Genomic DNA, 18,747 nt, shown 5'->3' on the forward strand with positions numbered 1-18,747 from the left:
CACGGAGATGGTGATGCCGGGCGACAACATCGCCATGGAAGTGCACCTGATCGTGCCGATCGCGATGGAAGAGAAGCTGCGCTTCGCCATCCGTGAAGGTGGCCGCACCGTCGGCGCCGGCGTCGTCGCAAGCATCATCGCCTGATCGAAGCACGCGCGAGCAATCGGGAAAGGGCGCCTGATAGGGCGCCCTTTTTCTTTTGTTCACAGCCGCTTCGTAGGCGCGGCGATTTCGCACTTGAAAAGCCGCAATGGTTGGGGCAAAGGATCGCCAGACTACAGGGGTGTAGCTCAGTTGGTAGAGTACCGGTCTCCAAAACCGGTTGTCGTAGGTTCGAGCCCTACCGCCCCTGCCAGTTTTCCCCGGGCACCGCAATGCGGCTCGCCGTCCGTCCGTGCGGCCTTCCCGGGCGCGATATCCCGCTGAAACAGCTATCGGTCATTTGCGCGTCTGAGCTAAGCTCCGGCCCGAGCGGTCTGCCAGCAGGTGGATCGAGCCGGAGGATGTCATGCGCCCGATCATTGCCGCTGTTGCCATCCTTGCCGCCTGCTGGGAATGGCCAGCTGTGCAGGCGGCCGAGATCAAGGTGCTGACGGCAGGCGCCTTCAAGCCGGTCATCCTCGCCACCGCCGCCGAATTCGAGAAGCAGAGCGGCCACAAGCTCGTGGTGGACAACGACACGGCCGGCGCTCTGCTGCGCCGGATCGGCGAGGGGGAGGCGTTTGATCTCGCGGTGCTGACCCCCGCCGCCGTGAAGGAGCTCGTCGGCAAAGGGAAAATGCTGGGGCCGTCGACTGCTGATCTCGCCCGCACTTCCGTGGGCGTCGCGGTGAAGGAAGGTGCGGCGCGTCCCGATATCGCGACCGTGCCGGCATTCAAGGCTGCACTGCTGGCCGCGCGCAAGGTGGCCTATATCGATCCGGCCGCGGGAGGCTCCAGCGGAATCTACTTCGCTAAGTTGCTCGAGACGATGGGCATCGCCGACGCGATCAAGGCCAAGGCAGTGCTCGTGCCCGGCGGTCTCGTGGCCCAGCGTCTCGTCACCGGGGAGGCCGATCTCGCGGTTCATCAGATCAGCGAGATCCTGGCGGTGCAGGGGGCTACGCTCGTCGGCCCGCTGCCGGCGGATATTCAAAGCTACACGACTTATACCGGCGGCCTTGCGGCCGCCGGCGCGCAGCCCGAGGCTGCGGGCGCCTTCCTGAGCTTCCTACGCGGCGACGCCGCCCGTCGCATTCTTGCCGAGAAGGGCATGGAGGCCGCCGCGAACTGACTGGCGACGTGCTGCCGGTTGCCCGAAAAGCCGCTTGGCTAACGCGCGCGACCGTTGTAAAAGGCACGCCACGACGGCGCGCGGCTCCCTGAGCCCCGCGCCGCGAATGTTTCAGGACAGCCGAATCGATGCCGGGGCAGGAGCCAGCGGGCCGGTTCGGGAGCCGAGGTAACCCATGGCCAAAAGCAGCCCCTTCAGCTTCCTGCAGGACGTGCGCAACGAAGCGTCCAAGGTCACCTGGCCGTCGCGCCGCGAGACGCTGATCACGACCGGCCTCGTGCTGGCCATGGTCGTCGTCTCGAGCCTGTTCTTTCTCTTCACCGACACCATCATCCGCTGGTCGCTCGGCATCATCCTCGGCGCCCGTTGAACGGAATCAAGAACGTGAGCACCCGCTGGTACATCGTCCACGCCTATTCGAACTTCGAGAACAAGGTCGCGCAGTCGATCCGCGACCAGGCGGCGCAGCGCAACCTGACCGACAAGTTCGACGAGGTGCTGGTCCCGACCGAGAAGGTCGTCGAGGTTCGCCGCGGCCGTAAGGTCGAGGCCGAGCGCAAATTCTTCCCCGGCTATGTGCTGGTGAAGTGCGAGATGACCGACGAGGTCTATCACCTGATCAAGAACACGCCGAAGGTCACCGGCTTCCTGGGCGCCGACAAGGCCAAGCCCATGCCGATCCCCGAAGCCGAGGCGATGCGGATCAAGGGCCAGGTGGCCGAGGGCGTCGAGCGTCCGAAGCCGACGATCGTCTTCGAGATCGGCGAGCAGGTGAAGGTCGCCGACGGCCCCTTCGCCTCGTTCAACGGCGTGGTCGAGGATGTCGACCATGGCCGCGCCCGCCTCAAGGTCGCGGTTTCGATCTTCGGCCGCGCGACGCCGGTCGAACTGGAATACGGACAGGTCGAGAAGCTCTGAGGAGCCATCGCGCCGTGGCAGGCGGCGCAGGCATTGCCCTCCCACGTTTTCGGTAGTTCGGCTCGGAACGCTTACGCTGTTAAGCTGTCCGGGTCGACGCCTGACGTTGCCAGGAGGAGCGCATGCTGCATATCGATCTGCCCACTCGCACCGACATCGAGAAGCTTGCCGAGTGGCATGGAAGCCCGGCGGTCTCGATCTATCTGCGCACGACGCCGGTCACCCAGGACACCAAGGGCGACCGCATCGCTCTGAAGAACCTGCTCGGGCAGGCGGTCGCCCAGATGGAGGCCGCCGGCATCGCCAAGCGGACGATCGGTCCGCTCGTCGATGGCATCGATGCGCTCGCGGCGGATGACGAGTTCTGGGTCGAGCAGGCGAATAGCCTCGCGGTCCTAGCCAACGAGGCCGGGGTGCGGACTTTCCGCCTGCCCAACCACCTGACCAATCTGGTCGAGGTGTCCGACCGGTTTCACCTGAAGCCGCTGATCCGGGCCGTAACCTTCCCGCATGACGCCTATGTGCTGGCGATCGGAGCCGGCGGGGTGCGCCTCGTCGAGGTTTCAGCCGATTTGCCGCCGCATCCCGTCAAGGTGCCCGGCATGCCGCGCGATGCCGGGCAGGTGCTCGGCCGCAGCATGCCGGTCAGTCGTGCCGGCGATTCGGTCGGGGCGGGGTCGGGCGAACACGCTTCGCTCACGCGTTATGCGCGCGCCGTCGACAGGGCGCTGCGGCCGGTCCTGAGCGGCGGAGAGCGGCCGCTGATCCTGGCCGCGCCAGAGCCGATGGTGTCGGTCTTCCGCCAAGTCTGTAGCTATTCTCATCTCGCGAACGAGGCCATCGTCGGCAGTGCGCATGAGACGCCGGATCATGAGCTCGCCGCAACCGCCCGCAAGATCCTCGACAGCGTCTATGCAGCTGACATTGCCGCATTGGCGCAGCTGTATCGGACGCGCGAAGGGCAGGGGCGCGCGACGGCCGATGTCGCCCAGGCTGCGCGTGCCGCGACCTTTGGGGCCGTAGATGTCTTGCTCGTCGATATGGACACGGTCGTTCCCGGACGTGTCGACGACAATGGTGCTGTGGTCTTCGCGGAGACCAGCGCCTTGAGCTATGGCGTCGTTGACGAGATCGCGCGTCGGGCTCTGCGAGCCGGGGCTCGTGTCATCGCGGCACGCCGCAGCGACATTCCCGGCGGCGGCGATCTGGCCGCGATCCTGCGCTACCCGCTCTGAGCGAGGCGGGCGCTTCGTGCGTTCGCCAGGGCGGGAAACAATGCTCTCCGGGGCTTCCCTTCGGGGCCGCCTTGTGTCATAGGCGGCGCCTCACTTGCGTGGGAGGCGGGCCGGTCGCCAACCGGAGTTCCCTGCCGCACCACGCTCTGCAACCATCCCGACCCCGGGCGAGAGCTGTCCGCGGGCGGGACGTCGTCGTTCCGATAGGCGTCGGGACGGACGGCAGGAGCAGCCATCATGGCAAAGAAGATCACGGGCTACGTGAAGCTTCAGGTTCCGGCGGGCGCGGCCAATCCGTCGCCGCCGATCGGTCCGGCGCTGGGTCAGCGCGGCCTCAACATCATGGAATTCTGCAAGGCCTTCAACGCGAAGACCGCGCAGATGGAAAAGGGCATGCCGATCCCGGTGATCATCACCGCGTATCAGGACCGCTCCTTCACCTTCGAGATGAAGCAGCCGCCGGTGTCCTACTGGCTGAAGAAGGCCGCCGGCCTGACCTCGGGTTCCAAGACCCCGGGCCGCGGCGGCAATGTCGGCAAGGTGACGGTCGCCCAGATCAACGAGATCGCCACGAAGAAGATGGCCGATCTCAACTGCGACAGCGTCGAATCCGCAGCGTCCATGATCAAGGGCTCGGCCCGGTCGATGGGCCTGGAAGTCGTGGGCTGAGGGGGCGATCATGGCACATATCGGAAAGCGCGTCGTCAAGGGCCGCGAGGGCATTGACCGCACCAAGCTCTACCCGCTGACGGACGCCGTCTCGCTGGTCAAGGAGCGTGCGACCGCCAAGTTCGACGAGACCGTCGAAGTCTCGATGAACCTGGGCGTCGATCCGCGTCACGCCGACCAGATGGTCCGCGGCGTCTGCAACCTGCCGAACGGCTCGGGCCGCGTCCTGCGCGTCGCCGTGTTCGCCCGCGGCGCCAAGGCCGAGGAGGCCAAGAAGGCCGGTGCCGACATCGTCGGCGCGGAAGACCTGGTCGAGATCGTCCAGAAGGGCACGATCGACTTCGATCGCTGCATCGCGACCCCGGACATGATGCCGCTCGTCGGCCGCCTCGGTAAGGTGCTCGGCCCGCGCGGCCTGATGCCGAACCCGAAGGTCGGCACCGTCACCATGGACCTGACGACTGCGGTCGCCGCGTCCAAGGGCGGTTCGGTCGAGTTCCGCGTCGAGAAGGCCGGCATCGTGCATGCTGCCGTCGGCAAGGTCTCGTTCTCGGCCGAGAAGCTGGCCGAGAACATCAAGGCCTTCGCTGACTCCGTCGCCAAGGCCAAGCCGGCCGGCGCCAAGGGCACCTATATCCAGCGCGTCGCGATCTCGTCGACGATGGGTCCGGGCGTCAAGATCGAGCCGAATACCGTTCTCGGCGGCTGATCATCACGGCCTCGCTTCGGCCGGCGCAAGCCGGCTGAAGCTGACATCGCGATCGGAACGGTCGAGGTGTCCACGCAACTTGTCACTTGGCAGAGGCTGGCGAAGGCGCTATGACGCTCGCCAGTTTCCATAAGTGATGTGGGCTCCGGCGCGCTTGTCGCGAAGGGGTCCGTTTCGCGTTTTTTGGCGGTTCGCCGCCGAAAAATGGGTTTTTGGGGCGTGCGGAGCGATCCGTGTGCTCGAATCACCCAGTCCTGTCTGAGACTGCAGGTGCTCCGAGGGCTTGCCCGAGGGCATAATTTCGCCAAGAGGCCTGCATAGACGGTGCAAGAGCTTAAGCGGGATCGCGAGATCCCGAAGACGGTTCGAACCATCTCGCCCGATCACGGCTCCAGGAGCCGGAGAGGGGACAGGGCACTGAGCGTCGCTCTGATGAAGCGTCGGTGTCAACCGGGGTTTCGAAGGGGCGGCAGTGCAACCGGCGGCAAGCCCTCACAGGCCTGCCGTCTACCGGAGAGAGCCCAGTGGATAAAGCGGCAAAGACAGATGCCGTCGCGACGCTGAACGAGGTGTTTTCGACCACCTCGGTCGTCGTCGTGGCCCACTATGCGGGCTTGACCGTGGCCCAGTTCCAGAAGCTTCGTCGCGAGATGAAGGCCAATGGCGCCACTGTTAAGGTCGCAAAGAACCGGCTGGCCAAGATCGCTCTTGAAGGCACCGACGTCGCGTCCATCAGCAATCTGCTGACGGGTCCCACCCTGATCGCTTATTCGAGCGATCCGGTCGCGGCGCCGAAGGTCGCCACCGCTTTCGCCAAGGATCACGACAAGCTCGTCATCCTTGGCGGTGCGATGGGCAAGACCGCCCTGAACCCCGACGGCGTCAAGGCCCTGGCCACGATGCCCTCGCTCGACGAACTGCGCGCCAAGCTGCTCGGCCTCCTGCAGGCCCCGGCAACGAAGATCGCCCAGCTCTCGACCGCCCCGGCTGCCAAGCTGGCGCGTGTGTTCCAGGCATATGCCGACAAGGATGCGGCCTGAACGGCCGGCTACCCCTGATAATCGTTCGAACCTCTTACCATATAGGAGCCTATCATGGCTGATCTCGCCAAGCTCGTCGACGAGCTGTCCTCCCTGACGGTCCTCGAGGCCGCTGACCTCGCCAAGCTTCTCGAAGAGAAGTGGGGCGTCTCCGCTGCCGCCGCCGTCGCCGTTGCGGCTGGCCCGGCCGCTGGCGCTGGCGCTGGCGCTGCCGCTGCTGAAGAGCAGACCGAGTTCACCGTTGTCCTGGCTTCGGCCGGCGACAAGAAGATCGAGGTGATCAAGGAAGTCCGCGCCATCACCGGTCTCGGCCTCAAGGAGGCCAAGGACCTGGTCGAGGCCGCTCCGAAGCCTGTCAAGGAGTCGGTTGCCAAGGACGAGGCCGAGAAGCTCAAGAAGCAGCTCGAGGCCGTCGGCGCCAAGGTCGAGCTCAAGTGAGCAGGGCCGGCATGATGCCGGTCCGACCCTAGTCAAGACCAGACAGTCCCGGGGTGGTGACGCCTCCGGGGCTGTCGCGTCGTTTCCGCACCATAGTGCGGAAAGGTTGCAAAGACCCTCGATGCAGCTTTGCGTTGTGGGGTGCGCGTTTCAGATGATGTCGGCGCAATGACGCGCCGAGCGGCTCACCCGGCGGCCTTGCCGCCTTGTCGCCCGGACCGCCGGGTGAGCCGTCCAGAGCAGGATGAAGCCGGGTCGGGCCGAACCGGTTTTCCGAATCCGGCTCTGAACCGAAGTTGGAGCAGGCGTTGCCGATCGTGGATTCCACGTTCGGGCGTCGCGCTCCGGAGATTGCGAGGAACAACATGGTCAATTCGCTCCAGGGCCGCAGGCGCGTCCGCAAGTTCTTCGGAAAACTCAAGGAAGTGGCGCAGATGCCGAACCTCATCGAGGTTCAGAAGGCGTCCTATGACCAGTTCCTGATGGTCGACGAGCCCAAGGGCGGCCGCGGCGACGAAGGCCTGCAGTCGGTCTTCAAGTCGGTGTTCCCGATCGGCGATTTCTCGGGCGCCTCGCTGCTCGAGTTCGTGAAGTACACTTTCGAGCCGCCGAAGTACGACGTCGACGAGTGCCGTCAGCGCGGCATGACTTTCTCGGCGCCGCTCAAGGTGACGCTGCGCCTGATCGTGTTCGATATCGATCCCGACACCCAGGCCAAGTCGGTCAAGGACATCAAGGAGCAGGATGTCTACATGGGCGACATGCCGCTCATGACCGACAACGGCACCTTCATCGTCAACGGCACGGAACGCGTCATCGTCTCGCAGATGCACCGTTCGCCAGGCGTGTTCTTCGACCACGACAAGGGCAAGACCCATTCGTCGGGCAAGCTGCTGTTCGCCGCCCGCATCATCCCCTATCGCGGCTCCTGGCTCGCCATCGAGTTCGACGCCAAGGACATCGTGTATGCGCGCATCGACCGGAAGCGTAAGATTCCGGTGACGTCGCTGCTGTTCGCGCTCGGCATGGACGGCGAGGAGATCCTCAGCCGCTTCTACAACACGATCACCTACGCCAAGGACAAGCAGGGCTGGCGCGTTCCCTACGACGCCGAGCGCATGAAGGGCTTCAAGGCGACCGAGGACATGATCGACGCCGACACCGGCGAGGTCGTGGTCGAGGCCGGCAAGAAGCTCGTCGCCCGCACGGCGCGCCAGCTCGCCGAGAAGGGTCTCAAGTTCCTGCGCGCCACGGACGAGGATCTCTACACCCAGTACATCGCCGAGGACCTGGTCAACCCGGCGACCGGCGAGGTCTTCGCCGAGGCCGGCGAGGAGATCACCGAGAAGCTGCTCAAGCTCCTCACCGACGAGGGCTTCGACGAGATCCCGGTGCTCGACATCGACCACATCACCGTCGGCCCGTACATCCGCAACACGCTGAACGTGGACAAGAACTCGCGCCGTGAAGAGGCGCTGTTCGACATCTACCGCGTGATGCGTCCGGGCGAGCCGCCGACGCTCGAGACCGCCGAGAACATGTTCCAGTCGCTGTTCTTCGACGCCGAGCGCTACGACCTTTCGGCCGTCGGCCGCGTGAAGATGAACATGCGCCTCGACCTCGACGCCGAGGACACCGTGCGCATCCTGCGCAAGGAGGACATCTTCGCGGTCGTCAAGGCGCTGGTCGACCTGCGCGACGGCAAGGGCGAGATCGACGACATCGACCATCTCGGCAACCGCCGCGTGCGCTCGGTCGGCGAGCTCATGGAGAACCAGTACCGCCTGGGCCTCCTGCGCATGGAGCGCGCCATCAAGGAGCGCATGTCCTCGGTCGATATCGACACGGTGATGCCGCAGGACCTGATCAACGCCAAGCCGGCGGCTGCCGCCGTGCGCGAGTTCTTCGGCTCGTCGCAGCTCTCGCAGTTCATGGACCAGACGAACCCGCTCTCGGAAGTCACTCACAAGCGTCGCCTTTCGGCGCTTGGCCCGGGTGGTCTGACCCGCGAGCGCGCCGGCTTCGAGGTGCGCGACGTGCACCCGACGCATTACGGCCGCATCTGCCCGATCGAGACGCCGGAAGGGCCGAATATCGGCCTGATCAACTCGCTCGCCACCTTCGCGCGGGTGAACAAGTATGGCTTCATCGAGAGCCCCTACCGCCGCATCCGCGACGGGAAGCAGACCGACGAGATTATCTATCTCTCGGCGATGGAGGAGGCGAAGTACAACGTCGCCCAGGCGAACGCCGCCGTCGACAAGGAAGGCCGCCTCACCGACGACCTGATCGTCTGCCGCCGCGCCGGTGAAGTCATCGTCACCCCGGTCGACAAGGTCGACTTCCAGGACGTGTCGCCGAAGCAGCTCGTCTCGGTCGCCGCGGCGCTGATCCCGTTCCTCGAGAACGACGACGCGAACCGCGCTCTGATGGGCTCGAACATGCAGCGCCAGGCGGTGCCGCTGGTTCGCGCCGACGCGCCTTTCGTCGGCACCGGCATGGAAGCTGTCGTCGCCCGTGACTCGGGCGCAGCGATCGCGGCCCGCCGCGCCGGCATCGTCGACCAGGTCGACGCGACGCGTATCGTTATCCGTGCGTCCGACGAGATGGATCCGACCAAGCCGGGCGTCGACATCTACCGCCTGCAGAAGTTCCAGCGCTCGAACCAGTCGACCTGCATCACGCAGCGTCCGCTGGTGCGCGTCGGCGACGTCATCAAGAAGGGTGATATCGTCGCGGACGGCCCGTCGACGGAGTTCGGCGAGCTCGCGCTCGGCCGCAACGTGCTCGTCGCGTTCATGCCGTGGAACGGCTACAACTTCGAAGACTCGATCCTGCTCTCGGAGAAGATTGTCTCGGAAGACGTCTTCACCTCGATCCATATCGAGGAATTCGAGGTCATGGCCCGCGACACGAAGCTCGGCCCGGAGGAAATCACGCGCGACATTCCGAACGTTTCGGAAGAGGCGCTGAAGAACCTCGACGAAGCCGGCATCGTCTATATCGGCGCCGAAGTGGCGGCCGGTGACATCCTCGTCGGCAAGATCACGCCGAAGGGCGAAAGCCCGATGACGCCGGAAGAGAAGCTGCTGCGCGCCATCTTCGGCGAGAAGGCGTCCGACGTCCGCGACACCTCGCTGCGTGTTCCGCCGGGCGTCCAGGGCACGATCGTCGAGGTCCGCGTGTTCAACCGCCACGGCGTCGACAAGGACGAGCGCGCCCAGGCGATCGAGCGCGAGGAGATCGAGCGTCTCGCCAAGGACCGTGACGACGAACAGGCGATCCTGGACCGCAACACCTTTGCGCGTCTCGGCGACATCCTGAACGGCAAGACCGGTCTCGCCGGCCCGAAGGGCTTCAAGAAGGACACGGTCATCACCCGCGAGGGCATGTCCGAGTTCCCGCGCTCGCAGTGGTGGCTGTTCGCCACGGCGGACGACGCCCTGATGACCGAAATCGAGGCGATGCGGAAGCAGTACGACGAGTCGAAGAAGCGTCTCGAGCAGCGCTTCCTCGACAAGGTCGAGAAGCTGCAGCGCGGCGACGAGCTGCCTCCGGGCGTGATGAAGATGGTCAAGGTCTTCGTCGCGGTGAAGCGCAAGATCCAGCCGGGCGACAAGATGGCCGGCCGTCACGGCAACAAGGGTGTGGTCTCGCGCATCGTGCCGGCGGAGGACATGCCGTTCCTCGAGGACGGCACCCATGCCGACATCGTGCTGAACCCGCTCGGCGTGCCCTCGCGCATGAACGTCGGCCAGATCCTGGAGACGCATCTGGGTTGGGCCGCCGCCGGCCTCGGCAAGCAGATCGGCAAGGCGCTCGACGCGTACAAGAAGGCCCATGACGTCGAGGCCCTGCGGGCTTCGTTCGACGCCGTCTACGAGGATAACGAGATCATCGCCTCGATGGACGAGAACGAGCTCGTCGAGATGGGCCAGAACCTGCGCCGTGGCGTTCCGATCGCGACGCCGGTGTTCAACGGCGCCAAGGAGGCCGACATCGAGCGGCTTCTGGAGCAGGCCGGCCTGCACTCGTCGGGCCAGTCGACGCTCTATGACGGCCGCACCGGCGAGCCCTTCGACCGCAAGGTCACGATGGGCTACATCTACATGCTGAAGCTGCACCACCTGGTCGACGACAAGATCCATGCGCGTTCGATCGGCCCGTACTCGCTCGTCACCCAGCAGCCGCTGGGCGGCAAGGCGCAGTTCGGCGGCCAGCGCTTCGGCGAGATGGAGGTCTGGGCGCTCGAAGCCTATGGCGCCGCCTACACGCTGCAGGAGATGCTGACGGTGAAGTCGGACGACGTCGCGGGCCGAACCAAGGTCTACGAGTCGATCGTGCGCGGCGAGGACAACTTCGAGGCCGGCATCCCCGAGAGCTTCAACGTTCTCGTCAAGGAGATGCGTTCGCTGGGCCTCAACGTCGAGCTGGTCAGCAACAAGCCGAAGCCGGGCGAGCTGCCGCCGGCCGAGGCCGCCGAGTAAGCCGGTTCACTCCGGTCCGAACACGATCTGCCGGCGGCACTGACGCCGCCGGCCATTGAATTGACGAAGCCGGGCAGGGCGGTGCTCCACCCCCGCCGGCGAGAGGAGACAGGCGATGAAGCAAGAGGTCATGAACCTTTTCGGCCAGCAGCCGGTCCAGCAGGCCTTCGACGCGATCAAGATCTCGATCGCGAGCCCGGAGAAGATCCTGTCCTGGTCCTATGGCGAGATCAAAAAGCCCGAGACCATCAACTACCGTACGTTCAAGCCGGAGCGCGACGGCCTGTTCTGCGCCCGTATCTTCGGGCCGATCAAGGACTACGAGTGCCTGTGCGGCAAGTACAAGCGCATGAAGTTCAAGGGCGTCATCTGCGAGAAGTGCGGCGTCGAAGTCACGCTCGCCCGCGTCCGGCGCGAGCGCATGGGCCATATCGAGCTGGCCGCCCCGGTTGCGCATATCTGGTTCCTGAAGTCGCTGCCCTCGCGCATCGGCCTGCTGATGGATATGCCGCTCAAGGACCTTGAGCGCATCCTCTACTTCGAGTCGTATGTAGTCATCGAGCCGGGCCTGACCCCGCTCAAGGACCGTCAGCTGCTGTCCGAAGAAGAGTATGTCCGCTGCCAGGAAGAGTACGGCGCCGACACCTTCACCGCCATGATCGGCGCGGAAGCGATCCGCGAGATGCTGCGGGCGCTCGACCTCGACCAGATCAACGCCGATCTCAAGCATGAGATCGCGACGACGACGTCGGAGCTGAAGCCCAAGAAGCTGATGAAGCGCCTCAAGATCATCGAGGCGTTCCAGCTCTCGGGCAACAAGCCGGAATGGATGGTCATGACCATCATCCCGGTGATCCCGCCGGATCTGCGTCCGCTGGTGCCGCTCGACGGTGGTCGCTTCGCGACGTCCGACCTGAACGACCTCTATCGCCGCGTCATCAACCGCAACAACCGCCTGAAGCGGCTGATCGAGCTACGCGCGCCGGACATCATCATCCGCAACGAGAAGCGGATGCTGCAGGAATCGGTCGACGCGCTGTTCGACAACGGCCGCCGCGGCCGCGTCATCACGGGTGCCAACAAGCGCCCGCTGAAGTCGCTCGCCGACATGCTGAAGGGCAAGCAGGGCCGCTTCCGCCAGAACCTCCTCGGCAAGCGCGTCGACTACTCGGGCCGTTCGGTCATCGTGGTCGGCCCGGAGCTGAAGCTGCATCAGTGCGGCCTGCCGAAGAAGATGGCGCTCGAGCTGTTCAAGCCGTTCATCTACGCGCGCCTCGACGCCAAGGGCTACTCGACCACGGTCAAGCAGGCCAAGAAGCTCGTCGAGAAGGAGAAGCCGGAGGTCTGGGATATCCTGGACGAGGTCATCCGCGAGCATCCGGTGATGCTGAACCGTGCGCCGACGCTCCACCGCCTGGGCATCCAGGCGTTCGAGCCGACGCTGATCGAGGGCAAGGCGATCCAGCTGCACCCGCTGGTCTGCGCCGCGTTCAACGCCGACTTCGACGGCGACCAGATGGCCGTGCACGTCCCGCTGTCGCTCGAGGCGCAGCTGGAAGCGCGCGTGCTGATGATGTCGACCAACAACATCCTGCACCCGGCGAACGGCCTGCCGATCATCGTGCCGTCGCAGGACATCGTGCTCGGCCTGTACTACCTCTCGATCGTCTCGGACGGCGAGCCGGGCCAGGGCAAGATCTTCGGTGACTTCGGCGAGCTCGAATACGCGCTGCACGAGAAGGTCGTGACGCTGCATTCGAAGATCAAGTATCGCTGGACCGGGGTCGGCCAGGACGGCAAGCCCTACACCAAGATCTACGACACCACGCCGGGCCGCGTGATCCTCTCGACCGCTCTGCCGAAGCACCCGGCCGTGACCTTCGATGTCATCAACAAGCTGATGACCAAGAAGGAGATCCAGGGGATGATCGACGCCGTGTATCGCGGCTGCGGTCAGAAGGAATCGGTGATCTTCTGCGACCGCATCATGTCGCTGGGCTTCACTCACGCCTTCAAGGCCGGCATTTCCTTCGGCAAGGACGACATGGTCGTGCCGGAGAACAAGTGGGACATCGTCGACACGACCCGCGCGCTCGCCAAGGATTACGAGCAGCAGTACCAGGACGGCCTGATCACCCAGGGCGAGAAGTACAACAAGGTCGTCGACGCCTGGGCGAAGTGCTCCGACAAGCTCGCCCAGGAGATGATGGCCCGCATCTCGACCGTGAAGAAGGACGAGACCGGCCGCGACAAGCCGATCAACTCGATCTACATGATGAGCCACTCGGGTGCCCGCGGTTCGCCGGCGCAGATGCGCCAGCTCGCCGCCATGCGCGGCCTGATGGCCAAGCCGTCGGGCGAGATCATCGAGAGCCCGATCATCTCGAACTTCAAGGAAGGCCTCGACGTTCTCGAGTACTTCAACTCGACCCACGGCGCCCGTAAGGGTCTCGCCGACACGGCGCTCAAGACGGCCAACTCCGGCTATCTCACCCGCCGTCTCGTCGACGTGGCGCAGGACGCGATCATTTCCGAGACCGATTGCGGCTCGGACAACGGCATCAAGATGCGCGCCATCATCGACGCGGGTCAGGTCGTGGCTTCGCTCGGTATCCGCATCCTGGGTCGCTCGGCGGCCGAGGACGTCACGGATATCGACGGCAACGTCCTCGTGCCGAAGGGCAAGATGATCGAGGAGAGCGACATCGAGAAGATCAACGCCGCCGGTATTCAGGAGGTGAAGATCCGCTCGGTGCTGACCTGCGAGACCAAGAACGGAGTCTGCGCGACCTGCTATGGCCGCGACCTCGCTCGCGGCACGCCCGTCAACATGGGCGAGGCGGTTGGCGTCATCGCGGCGCAGTCGATCGGCGAGCCGGGCACGCAGCTGACCATGCGTACCTTCCACATCGGCGGCGCGGCGACCATCGCCGACCAGTCCTTCGTGGAGTCGAACTTCGAGGGCGTCGTGAAGATGCGCAACCGCAACGTTGCGCGGAACTCGGATGGCGACCTCATCGCGATGGCGCGCAACATCGCCATCGTGATCGTCGGGCCGGACGGCGCCGAGCGCGCGGTCCATCGCGTCCAGTTCGGCTCGAAGCTGCGGGTCGACGAGGGCGACAAGGTGAAGCGCGGCCAGCGCCTGATCGAGTGGGATCCCTATTCCCGCCCGATCCTGGCGGAAGTCGACGGAAAGGTCGGCTTCGAGGACCTCGTGGACGGCATGTCGATCACCGAGACGACCGACGAGGCGACCGGCATCTCCAAGCGCGTCGTCATCGACTGGCGCGGCTCGGCCCGTACGGCCGATCTCAAGCCGGCGATCGTGGTCCAGGGTGCCGACGGCAAGGTTGCGAAGCTCGCCCGTGGTGGCGATGCCCGCTACATCCTGCCGGTCGACGGCATCATCTCGGTGGAGCCGGGCTCCTCGATCAAGGCAGGCGACGTGCTGGCGCGTGTCTCGACCGACTCGGCCAAGACCCGCGACATCACCGGCGGTCTGCCGCGGGTCGCGGAGCTGTTCGAGGCGCGTCGTCCGAAGGATGCGGCGATCATCGCCGAGAAGTCGGGCGTGATCGGCTTCGGCAAGGACTACAAGAACAAGCGTCGTGTCACGCTGACGCCGCATGACGGTTCCGAGGGGCTCGAGTACCTGATCCCCAAGGGCAAGCACATCCATCTCCAGGACGGCGACGTCGTGGAGGTCGGCGACTACATCCTCGACGGCAACCCGGCCCCGCACGACATCCTTGCGATCAAGGGCGTCGAGGAGCTGGCGGCTTATCTGGTGAACGAGATCCAGGAGGTCTATCGCCTCCAGGGCGTGGGCATCAACGACAAGCACATCGAGGTGATCGTCCGGCAGATGCTGCAGAAGGTCGAGATCACGGATGGCGGCGACACCGACATCCTGACCGGCGACCAGGTCGACCGTATCGAGCTGCAGGAGATCAACGCGAAGATGGCGGAAGAGGGCAAGAAGCCCGCCTCCGGCGTCCCGGTGCTGCTCGGCATCACCAAGGCTTCGCTGCAGACCCGCTCCTTCATCTCGGCGGCGTCGTTCCAGGAGACCACCCGCGTCCTCACCGAGGCGGCGGTCAACGGCAAGTACGACACGCTCGAAGGCCTGAAGGAGAACGTCATCGTCGGCTCGCTGATCCCGGCCGGCACCGGCGCGCAGGTCGCCCGCATCAAGCAGGTGGCGACGCGCCGCGACGATCTGATCGTCGGCCAGAAGGCGGATGCGGCGGCGAAGGCCGCGGCTTCGGCGGCGAAGGCCGTCGAGGCGGCGCTGCCCGCGGCGGAGTGATCGGCTTCCGCGGATCCCGCGGAGTGCGATAATCTGACATGGCCGCTCCCGCGAGGGGGCGGCCATGTTGCTTTTCCGGCGAAAGACCCGCGGGGCAGGGCATTTCCGGCGTCAAATCCCGAGATTGGGGGTTGACGCGAATCTCGACCCGAGTCATAAGCGCGCCACTGTCGGTGGTTGTCGGACACGTATGTCGCCTTAGCCTTTGTTGCTGGCGAATTTCGCGGCCGAAACTCCATCGAAACTCCAGCGTCGATTGACGACATGGCAAGATGCATGAACGCGGCGCGAGCCGTGATCCTCTGCTGGCGAACGCGCCTGAGGCCTCCCTGCCGGGAGCCGATGGCGCGGCTTCGTTTGTGTCATGGCAACGGCCGGCCTGGGCAACGGATTTAGCGATTTCCAAACGCTCAGTGGGAGCGAGAGGCCAGAATGCCGACAATCAGCCAGCTCATTCGCAAGCCGCGTTCGCCCGTCAAGGCGCGCAACACCGCTCCGGCGCTCGAGTCCTGCCCGCAGAAGCGCGGCGTCTGCACGCGCGTCTACACGACGACGCCGAAGAAGCCGAACTCGGCGCTCCGCAAGGTTGCCAAGGTTCGCCTGACCAACGGCTTCGAGGTGATCGGTTACATTCCGGGTGAGGGTCACAACCTCCAGGAGCACTCCGTGGTCATGATCCGCGGCGGCCGCGTCAAGGACCTTCCCGGCGTGCGCTACCACATCCTGCGCGGCGTGCTCGACACCCAGGGCGTCAAGAACCGCAAGCAGCGCCGTTCGAAGTACGGCGCGAAGCGTCCCAAGTAATTTCGGCCTGACCGGCCGGGCGAGCAGCCTGAGCCGGTTCGCCGCGTTGAAGATTCACGGAGACTAGACGATGTCCCGCCGCCATAGCGCCGAAAAGCGCGAGATCATTCCCGATCCGAAGTTCCACGACGTCGTCGTGACCAAGTTCATGAACTCGGTCATGTACGAGGGCAAGAAGTCGACCGCCGAGCGGATCGTCTATGGCGCCTTCGACATCATCGAGGCCAAGATGAAGAGCGACCCGCTCGCCGTCTTCAAGAGCGCGCTCGAGAACGTCGCTCCGGCGATCGAAGTGCGTTCGCGTCGCGTCGGCGGCGCCACCTACCAGGTTCCGGTCGAGGTTCGCTCCGAGCGCCGCCAGGCGCTGGCGATCCGCTGGCTGATCTCGGCCGCTCGCGGCCGCAACGACAAGACGATGGTCGAGCGTCTCTCTTCGGAGCTGATGGATGCGGCCAGCAACCGTGGCAACGCGGTCAAGAAGCGTGAAGACACGCACCGGATGGCGGAAGCCAACCGCGCCTTCTCGCACTACCGCTGGTAATCGTCCGCGCCACTTCGGAAAGACAGAGCATTCTCATGGCCCGCTCCCATCCCATCGACCGTTATCGCAACTTCGGCATCATGGCCCACATCGATGCCGGCAAGACGACGACGACCGAGCGCATCCTGTTCTACACGGGCAAGTCGCATAAGATCGGCGAAGTCCATGATGGCGCTGCGACCATGGACTGGATGACGCAGGAGCAGGAGCGTGGCATCACGATCACCTCCGCTGCGACGACCTGCTTCTGGCGCGACATGCGCCTGAACATCATCGACACCCCCGGCCACGTCGACTTCACCATCGAAGTCGAGCGTTCGCTGCGCGTGCTCGACGGCGCCGTCTGCGTGCTCGACGGCAACCAGGGTGTCGAGCCCCAGACCGAGACGGTCTGGCGCCAGGCTGACAAGTACGACGTTCCGCGCGTCGTCTTCGTCAACAAGATGGACAAGATCGGCGCCGATTTCTATCGCTGCGTCCAGGACATCATCGACCGCGTCGCCGGCAAGCCCGTCTGCCTGCAGATCCCGATCGGTTCGGAGTCGAACTTCGCCGGCGTGATCGACCTCATCAAGATGAAGGCGATCGTCTGGGACGGCGAGGCGCTCGGCGCTTCGTTCTCCGAGCAGGAGATCCCGGCCGACCTCCAGGACAAGGCCGTCGAGTATCGCTCGAAGCTGGTCGAGGCCGCCGTCGAGATGGACGACGCCGCGATGGAGGCCTATCTCGAGGGCACCGAGCCTGACGCCGACACCCTGCGCAAGCTGGTGCGTACGGCCGTGCAGCGTCGCGCCTTCCATCCCGTGCTCTGCGGCTCGGCCTTCAAGAACAAGGGCGTGCAGCCGCTGCTCGACGCCGTCGTCGACTTCCTGCCGTCGCCGGTCGATCGCGGCGCGGTCGAAGGCATCGACTTCAAGACGGAAGAGCCGACCACGCGCAAGCCGTCGGACGAAGATCCGTTCTCCATGCTCGCCTTCAAGATCATGGACGACCCCTTCGTCGGCACGATCACCTTCTGCCGCGTCTATTCGGGCAAGGTCGAGGCCGGTCAGGGCGTGATCAACTCGACGCGCGACAAGAAGGAGCGTGTCGGCCGCATGCTGCTGATGCATGCGAACAACCGCGAGGACATCAAGGAGGCTTATGCCGGCGACATCGTCGCCTTGGCCGGTCTCAAGGACGTCCGCACCGGCGACACGCTGTGCGACCCCAACCAGGCGGTCATCCTGGAGCGCATGGAATTCCCCGAGCCGGTCATCACGATCGCGATCGAGCCGAAGTCCAAGGCCGACCAGGAGAAGCTGGGCCTCGCCCTGTCGAAGCTCGCGAACGAGGATCCGTCCTTCCGCGTGTCGACCGACCAGGAGAGCGGCCAGACCATCCTGAAGGGCATGGGCGAGCTGCATCTCGACATCAAGGTCGACATCCTGAAGCGCACCTACAAGGTCGATGCCAACATCGGCGCGCCGCAGGTGGCCTACCGCGAGACGATCACCAAGAAGGCCGAGGTCGACTACACCCACAAGAAGCAGACCGGCGGTACCGGCCAGTTCGCCCGCGTCAAGCTGGTGATCGAGCCGAACGAGACCGGCAAGGGCTTCGAGTTCGAGTCGAAGATCATCGGCGGCGCGGTGCCGAAGGAGTACATCCCGGGCGTCGAGAAGGGCCTGAACTCGGTCATCTCGTCGGGCGTGCTTGCCGGCTTCCCGGTGGTGGACGTCAAGGTCCAGCTGGTCGACGGTGCCTTCCACGAGGTGGACTCGTCCGCCCTGGCGTTCGAAATCGCGTCGCGTGCCGGCCTTCGCGAAGGCCTGCAGAAGGGCGGCTCCGTGCTGCTCGAGCCGATCATGAAGGTCGAGGTCGTGACCCCGGAAGACTACACCGGCTCGGTCATCGGCGACCTGAACTCGCGTCGCGGCCAGATTCAGGGCCAGGACATGCGCGGCAACGCGGTCGTCATCAATGCGATGGTGCCGCTGGCGAACATGTTCGGCTACGTGAACCAGCTCCGCTCGTTCTCGCAGGGCCGCGCCAACTACACGATGCAGTTTGACCACTACGAGCAGGTTCCTTCGGCGGTCGCCGCCGAGGTTCAGGCCAAGTACGCCTAAAAACCGTACGCCTGACCTGCTAGCTGAACCCTTTTCGACTTAAAACGACCTGACGGACGGAGGCTACGATGGCCAAAGAGAAATTTGCGCGGACGAAGCCGCACTGCAACATCGGAACGATTGGTCACGTTGACCATGGCAAGACGTCGCTGACGGCAGCGATCACGAAGGTTCTGGCCGAGTCTGGCGGTGCGTCGTTCACGGCGTAT

15 protein-coding genes and 1 tRNA gene are annotated in these 18,747 nt (G+C 65.0%); all 16 read left to right on the forward strand.

Annotated features, from left to right (window positions below):
• A partial coding sequence (locus tag VGN82_RS10500) for an EF-Tu C-terminal domain-related protein (RefSeq protein WP_465247922.1) occupies positions 1-145 on the forward strand: 145 nt, incomplete at its 5' end.
• Positions 146-280: 135 nt separating this feature from the next.
• A tRNA-Trp gene (locus VGN82_RS10505) sits at positions 281-356 on the forward strand.
• A gap of 153 nt (positions 357-509) precedes the next feature.
• Positions 510-1,274 (forward strand): molybdate ABC transporter substrate-binding protein, encoded by a 765-nt coding sequence (locus tag VGN82_RS10510; protein WP_327526977.1) that lies wholly within the window; start codon positions 510-512, stop codon positions 1,272-1,274.
• A 175-nt stretch (positions 1,275-1,449) separates the two neighbouring features.
• Positions 1,450-1,644 carry a preprotein translocase subunit SecE gene (gene secE / locus VGN82_RS10515; protein WP_327526978.1) on the forward strand — a complete coding sequence of 65 codons (195 nt, stop codon included), beginning with the start codon at positions 1,450-1,452 and terminating at the stop codon, positions 1,642-1,644.
• Between the two features lie 14 nt (positions 1,645-1,658).
• Complete coding sequence (nusG, locus tag VGN82_RS10520) at positions 1,659-2,192, forward strand: transcription termination/antitermination protein NusG (RefSeq protein WP_327526979.1); 534 nt, start codon at positions 1,659-1,661, stop codon at positions 2,190-2,192.
• A 122-nt stretch (positions 2,193-2,314) separates the two neighbouring features.
• The gene (locus VGN82_RS10525; protein WP_327526980.1) at positions 2,315-3,427 is read left to right on the forward strand and encodes a baeRF11 domain-containing protein; all 1,113 of its coding nucleotides are present in this window, start codon (positions 2,315-2,317) and stop codon (positions 3,425-3,427) included.
• Between the two features lie 237 nt (positions 3,428-3,664).
• Positions 3,665-4,096 carry a 50S ribosomal protein L11 gene (gene rplK / locus VGN82_RS10530; protein WP_327526981.1) on the forward strand — a complete coding sequence of 144 codons (432 nt, stop codon included), beginning with the start codon at positions 3,665-3,667 and terminating at the stop codon, positions 4,094-4,096.
• Positions 4,097-4,106: 10 nt separating this feature from the next.
• Positions 4,107-4,805, forward strand: coding sequence for a 50S ribosomal protein L1 (rplA, locus tag VGN82_RS10535; protein WP_305693451.1), 699 nt, complete (start codon positions 4,107-4,109; stop codon positions 4,803-4,805).
• 524 nt (positions 4,806-5,329) lie between these two features.
• The gene (gene rplJ / locus VGN82_RS10540; RefSeq protein ID WP_327526982.1) at positions 5,330-5,845 is read left to right on the forward strand and encodes a 50S ribosomal protein L10; all 516 of its coding nucleotides are present in this window, start codon (positions 5,330-5,332) and stop codon (positions 5,843-5,845) included.
• A gap of 54 nt (positions 5,846-5,899) precedes the next feature.
• Entirely contained in the window at positions 5,900-6,283 is a 384-nt protein-coding gene (gene rplL / locus VGN82_RS10545) for a 50S ribosomal protein L7/L12 (RefSeq protein ID WP_327526983.1), read from the forward strand.
• Between the two features lie 365 nt (positions 6,284-6,648).
• Positions 6,649-10,770: a DNA-directed RNA polymerase subunit beta gene (gene rpoB, locus VGN82_RS10550; protein WP_327526984.1), complete on the forward strand. Its 4,122-nt coding sequence runs from the start codon at positions 6,649-6,651 to the stop codon at positions 10,768-10,770.
• Positions 10,771-10,885: 115 nt separating this feature from the next.
• On the forward strand, positions 10,886-15,082 hold the full coding sequence (rpoC, locus tag VGN82_RS10555; protein ID WP_327526985.1) for a DNA-directed RNA polymerase subunit beta': 4,197 nt from the start codon (positions 10,886-10,888) through the stop codon (positions 15,080-15,082).
• Between the two features lie 432 nt (positions 15,083-15,514).
• Positions 15,515-15,886, forward strand: a complete 372-nt coding sequence (gene rpsL / locus VGN82_RS10560; RefSeq protein WP_038358286.1) for a 30S ribosomal protein S12 — start codon at positions 15,515-15,517, stop codon at positions 15,884-15,886.
• A 70-nt stretch (positions 15,887-15,956) separates the two neighbouring features.
• Positions 15,957-16,427, forward strand: coding sequence for a 30S ribosomal protein S7 (rpsG, locus tag VGN82_RS10565; protein WP_327526986.1), 471 nt, complete (start codon positions 15,957-15,959; stop codon positions 16,425-16,427).
• A gap of 35 nt (positions 16,428-16,462) precedes the next feature.
• On the forward strand, positions 16,463-18,538 hold the full coding sequence (gene fusA / locus VGN82_RS10570) for an elongation factor G (protein WP_327526987.1): 2,076 nt from the start codon (positions 16,463-16,465) through the stop codon (positions 18,536-18,538).
• A 68-nt stretch (positions 18,539-18,606) separates the two neighbouring features.
• Positions 18,607-18,747 (forward strand): GTP-binding protein (locus tag VGN82_RS10575; protein ID WP_305694234.1); only part of this gene is annotated, 141 nt, incomplete at its 3' end.

Origin of the sequence: Allobosea sp. (assembly GCF_035999205.1) — a bacterium.
Taxonomy (GTDB): Bacteria; Pseudomonadota; Alphaproteobacteria; order Rhizobiales; family Beijerinckiaceae; genus Allobosea.

Bases quoted from the DNA above. Each gene is read 5' to 3' on its own strand.
- rplA (WP_305693451.1), top strand. From the start codon at position 4,107: ATGGCACATATCGGAAAGCGCGTCGTCAAGGGCCGCGAGGGCATTGAC.
- rpoB (WP_327526984.1), top strand. From the start codon at position 6,649: ATGGTCAATTCGCTCCAGGGCCGCAGGCGCGTCCGCAAGTTCTTCGGA.
- rpsG (WP_327526986.1), top strand. From the start codon at position 15,957: ATGTCCCGCCGCCATAGCGCCGAAAAGCGCGAGATCATTCCCGATCCG.
- fusA (WP_327526987.1), top strand. From the start codon at position 16,463: ATGGCCCGCTCCCATCCCATCGACCGTTATCGCAACTTCGGCATCATG.
- rplL (WP_327526983.1), top strand. From the start codon at position 5,900: ATGGCTGATCTCGCCAAGCTCGTCGACGAGCTGTCCTCCCTGACGGTC.
- VGN82_RS10525 (WP_327526980.1), top strand. From the start codon at position 2,315: ATGCTGCATATCGATCTGCCCACTCGCACCGACATCGAGAAGCTTGCC.
- rpsL (WP_038358286.1), top strand. From the start codon at position 15,515: ATGCCGACAATCAGCCAGCTCATTCGCAAGCCGCGTTCGCCCGTCAAG.
- secE (WP_327526978.1), top strand. From the start codon at position 1,450: ATGGCCAAAAGCAGCCCCTTCAGCTTCCTGCAGGACGTGCGCAACGAA.
- rpoC (WP_327526985.1), top strand. From the start codon at position 10,886: ATGAAGCAAGAGGTCATGAACCTTTTCGGCCAGCAGCCGGTCCAGCAG.
- VGN82_RS10510 (WP_327526977.1), top strand. From the start codon at position 510: ATGCGCCCGATCATTGCCGCTGTTGCCATCCTTGCCGCCTGCTGGGAA.
- rplK (WP_327526981.1), top strand. From the start codon at position 3,665: ATGGCAAAGAAGATCACGGGCTACGTGAAGCTTCAGGTTCCGGCGGGC.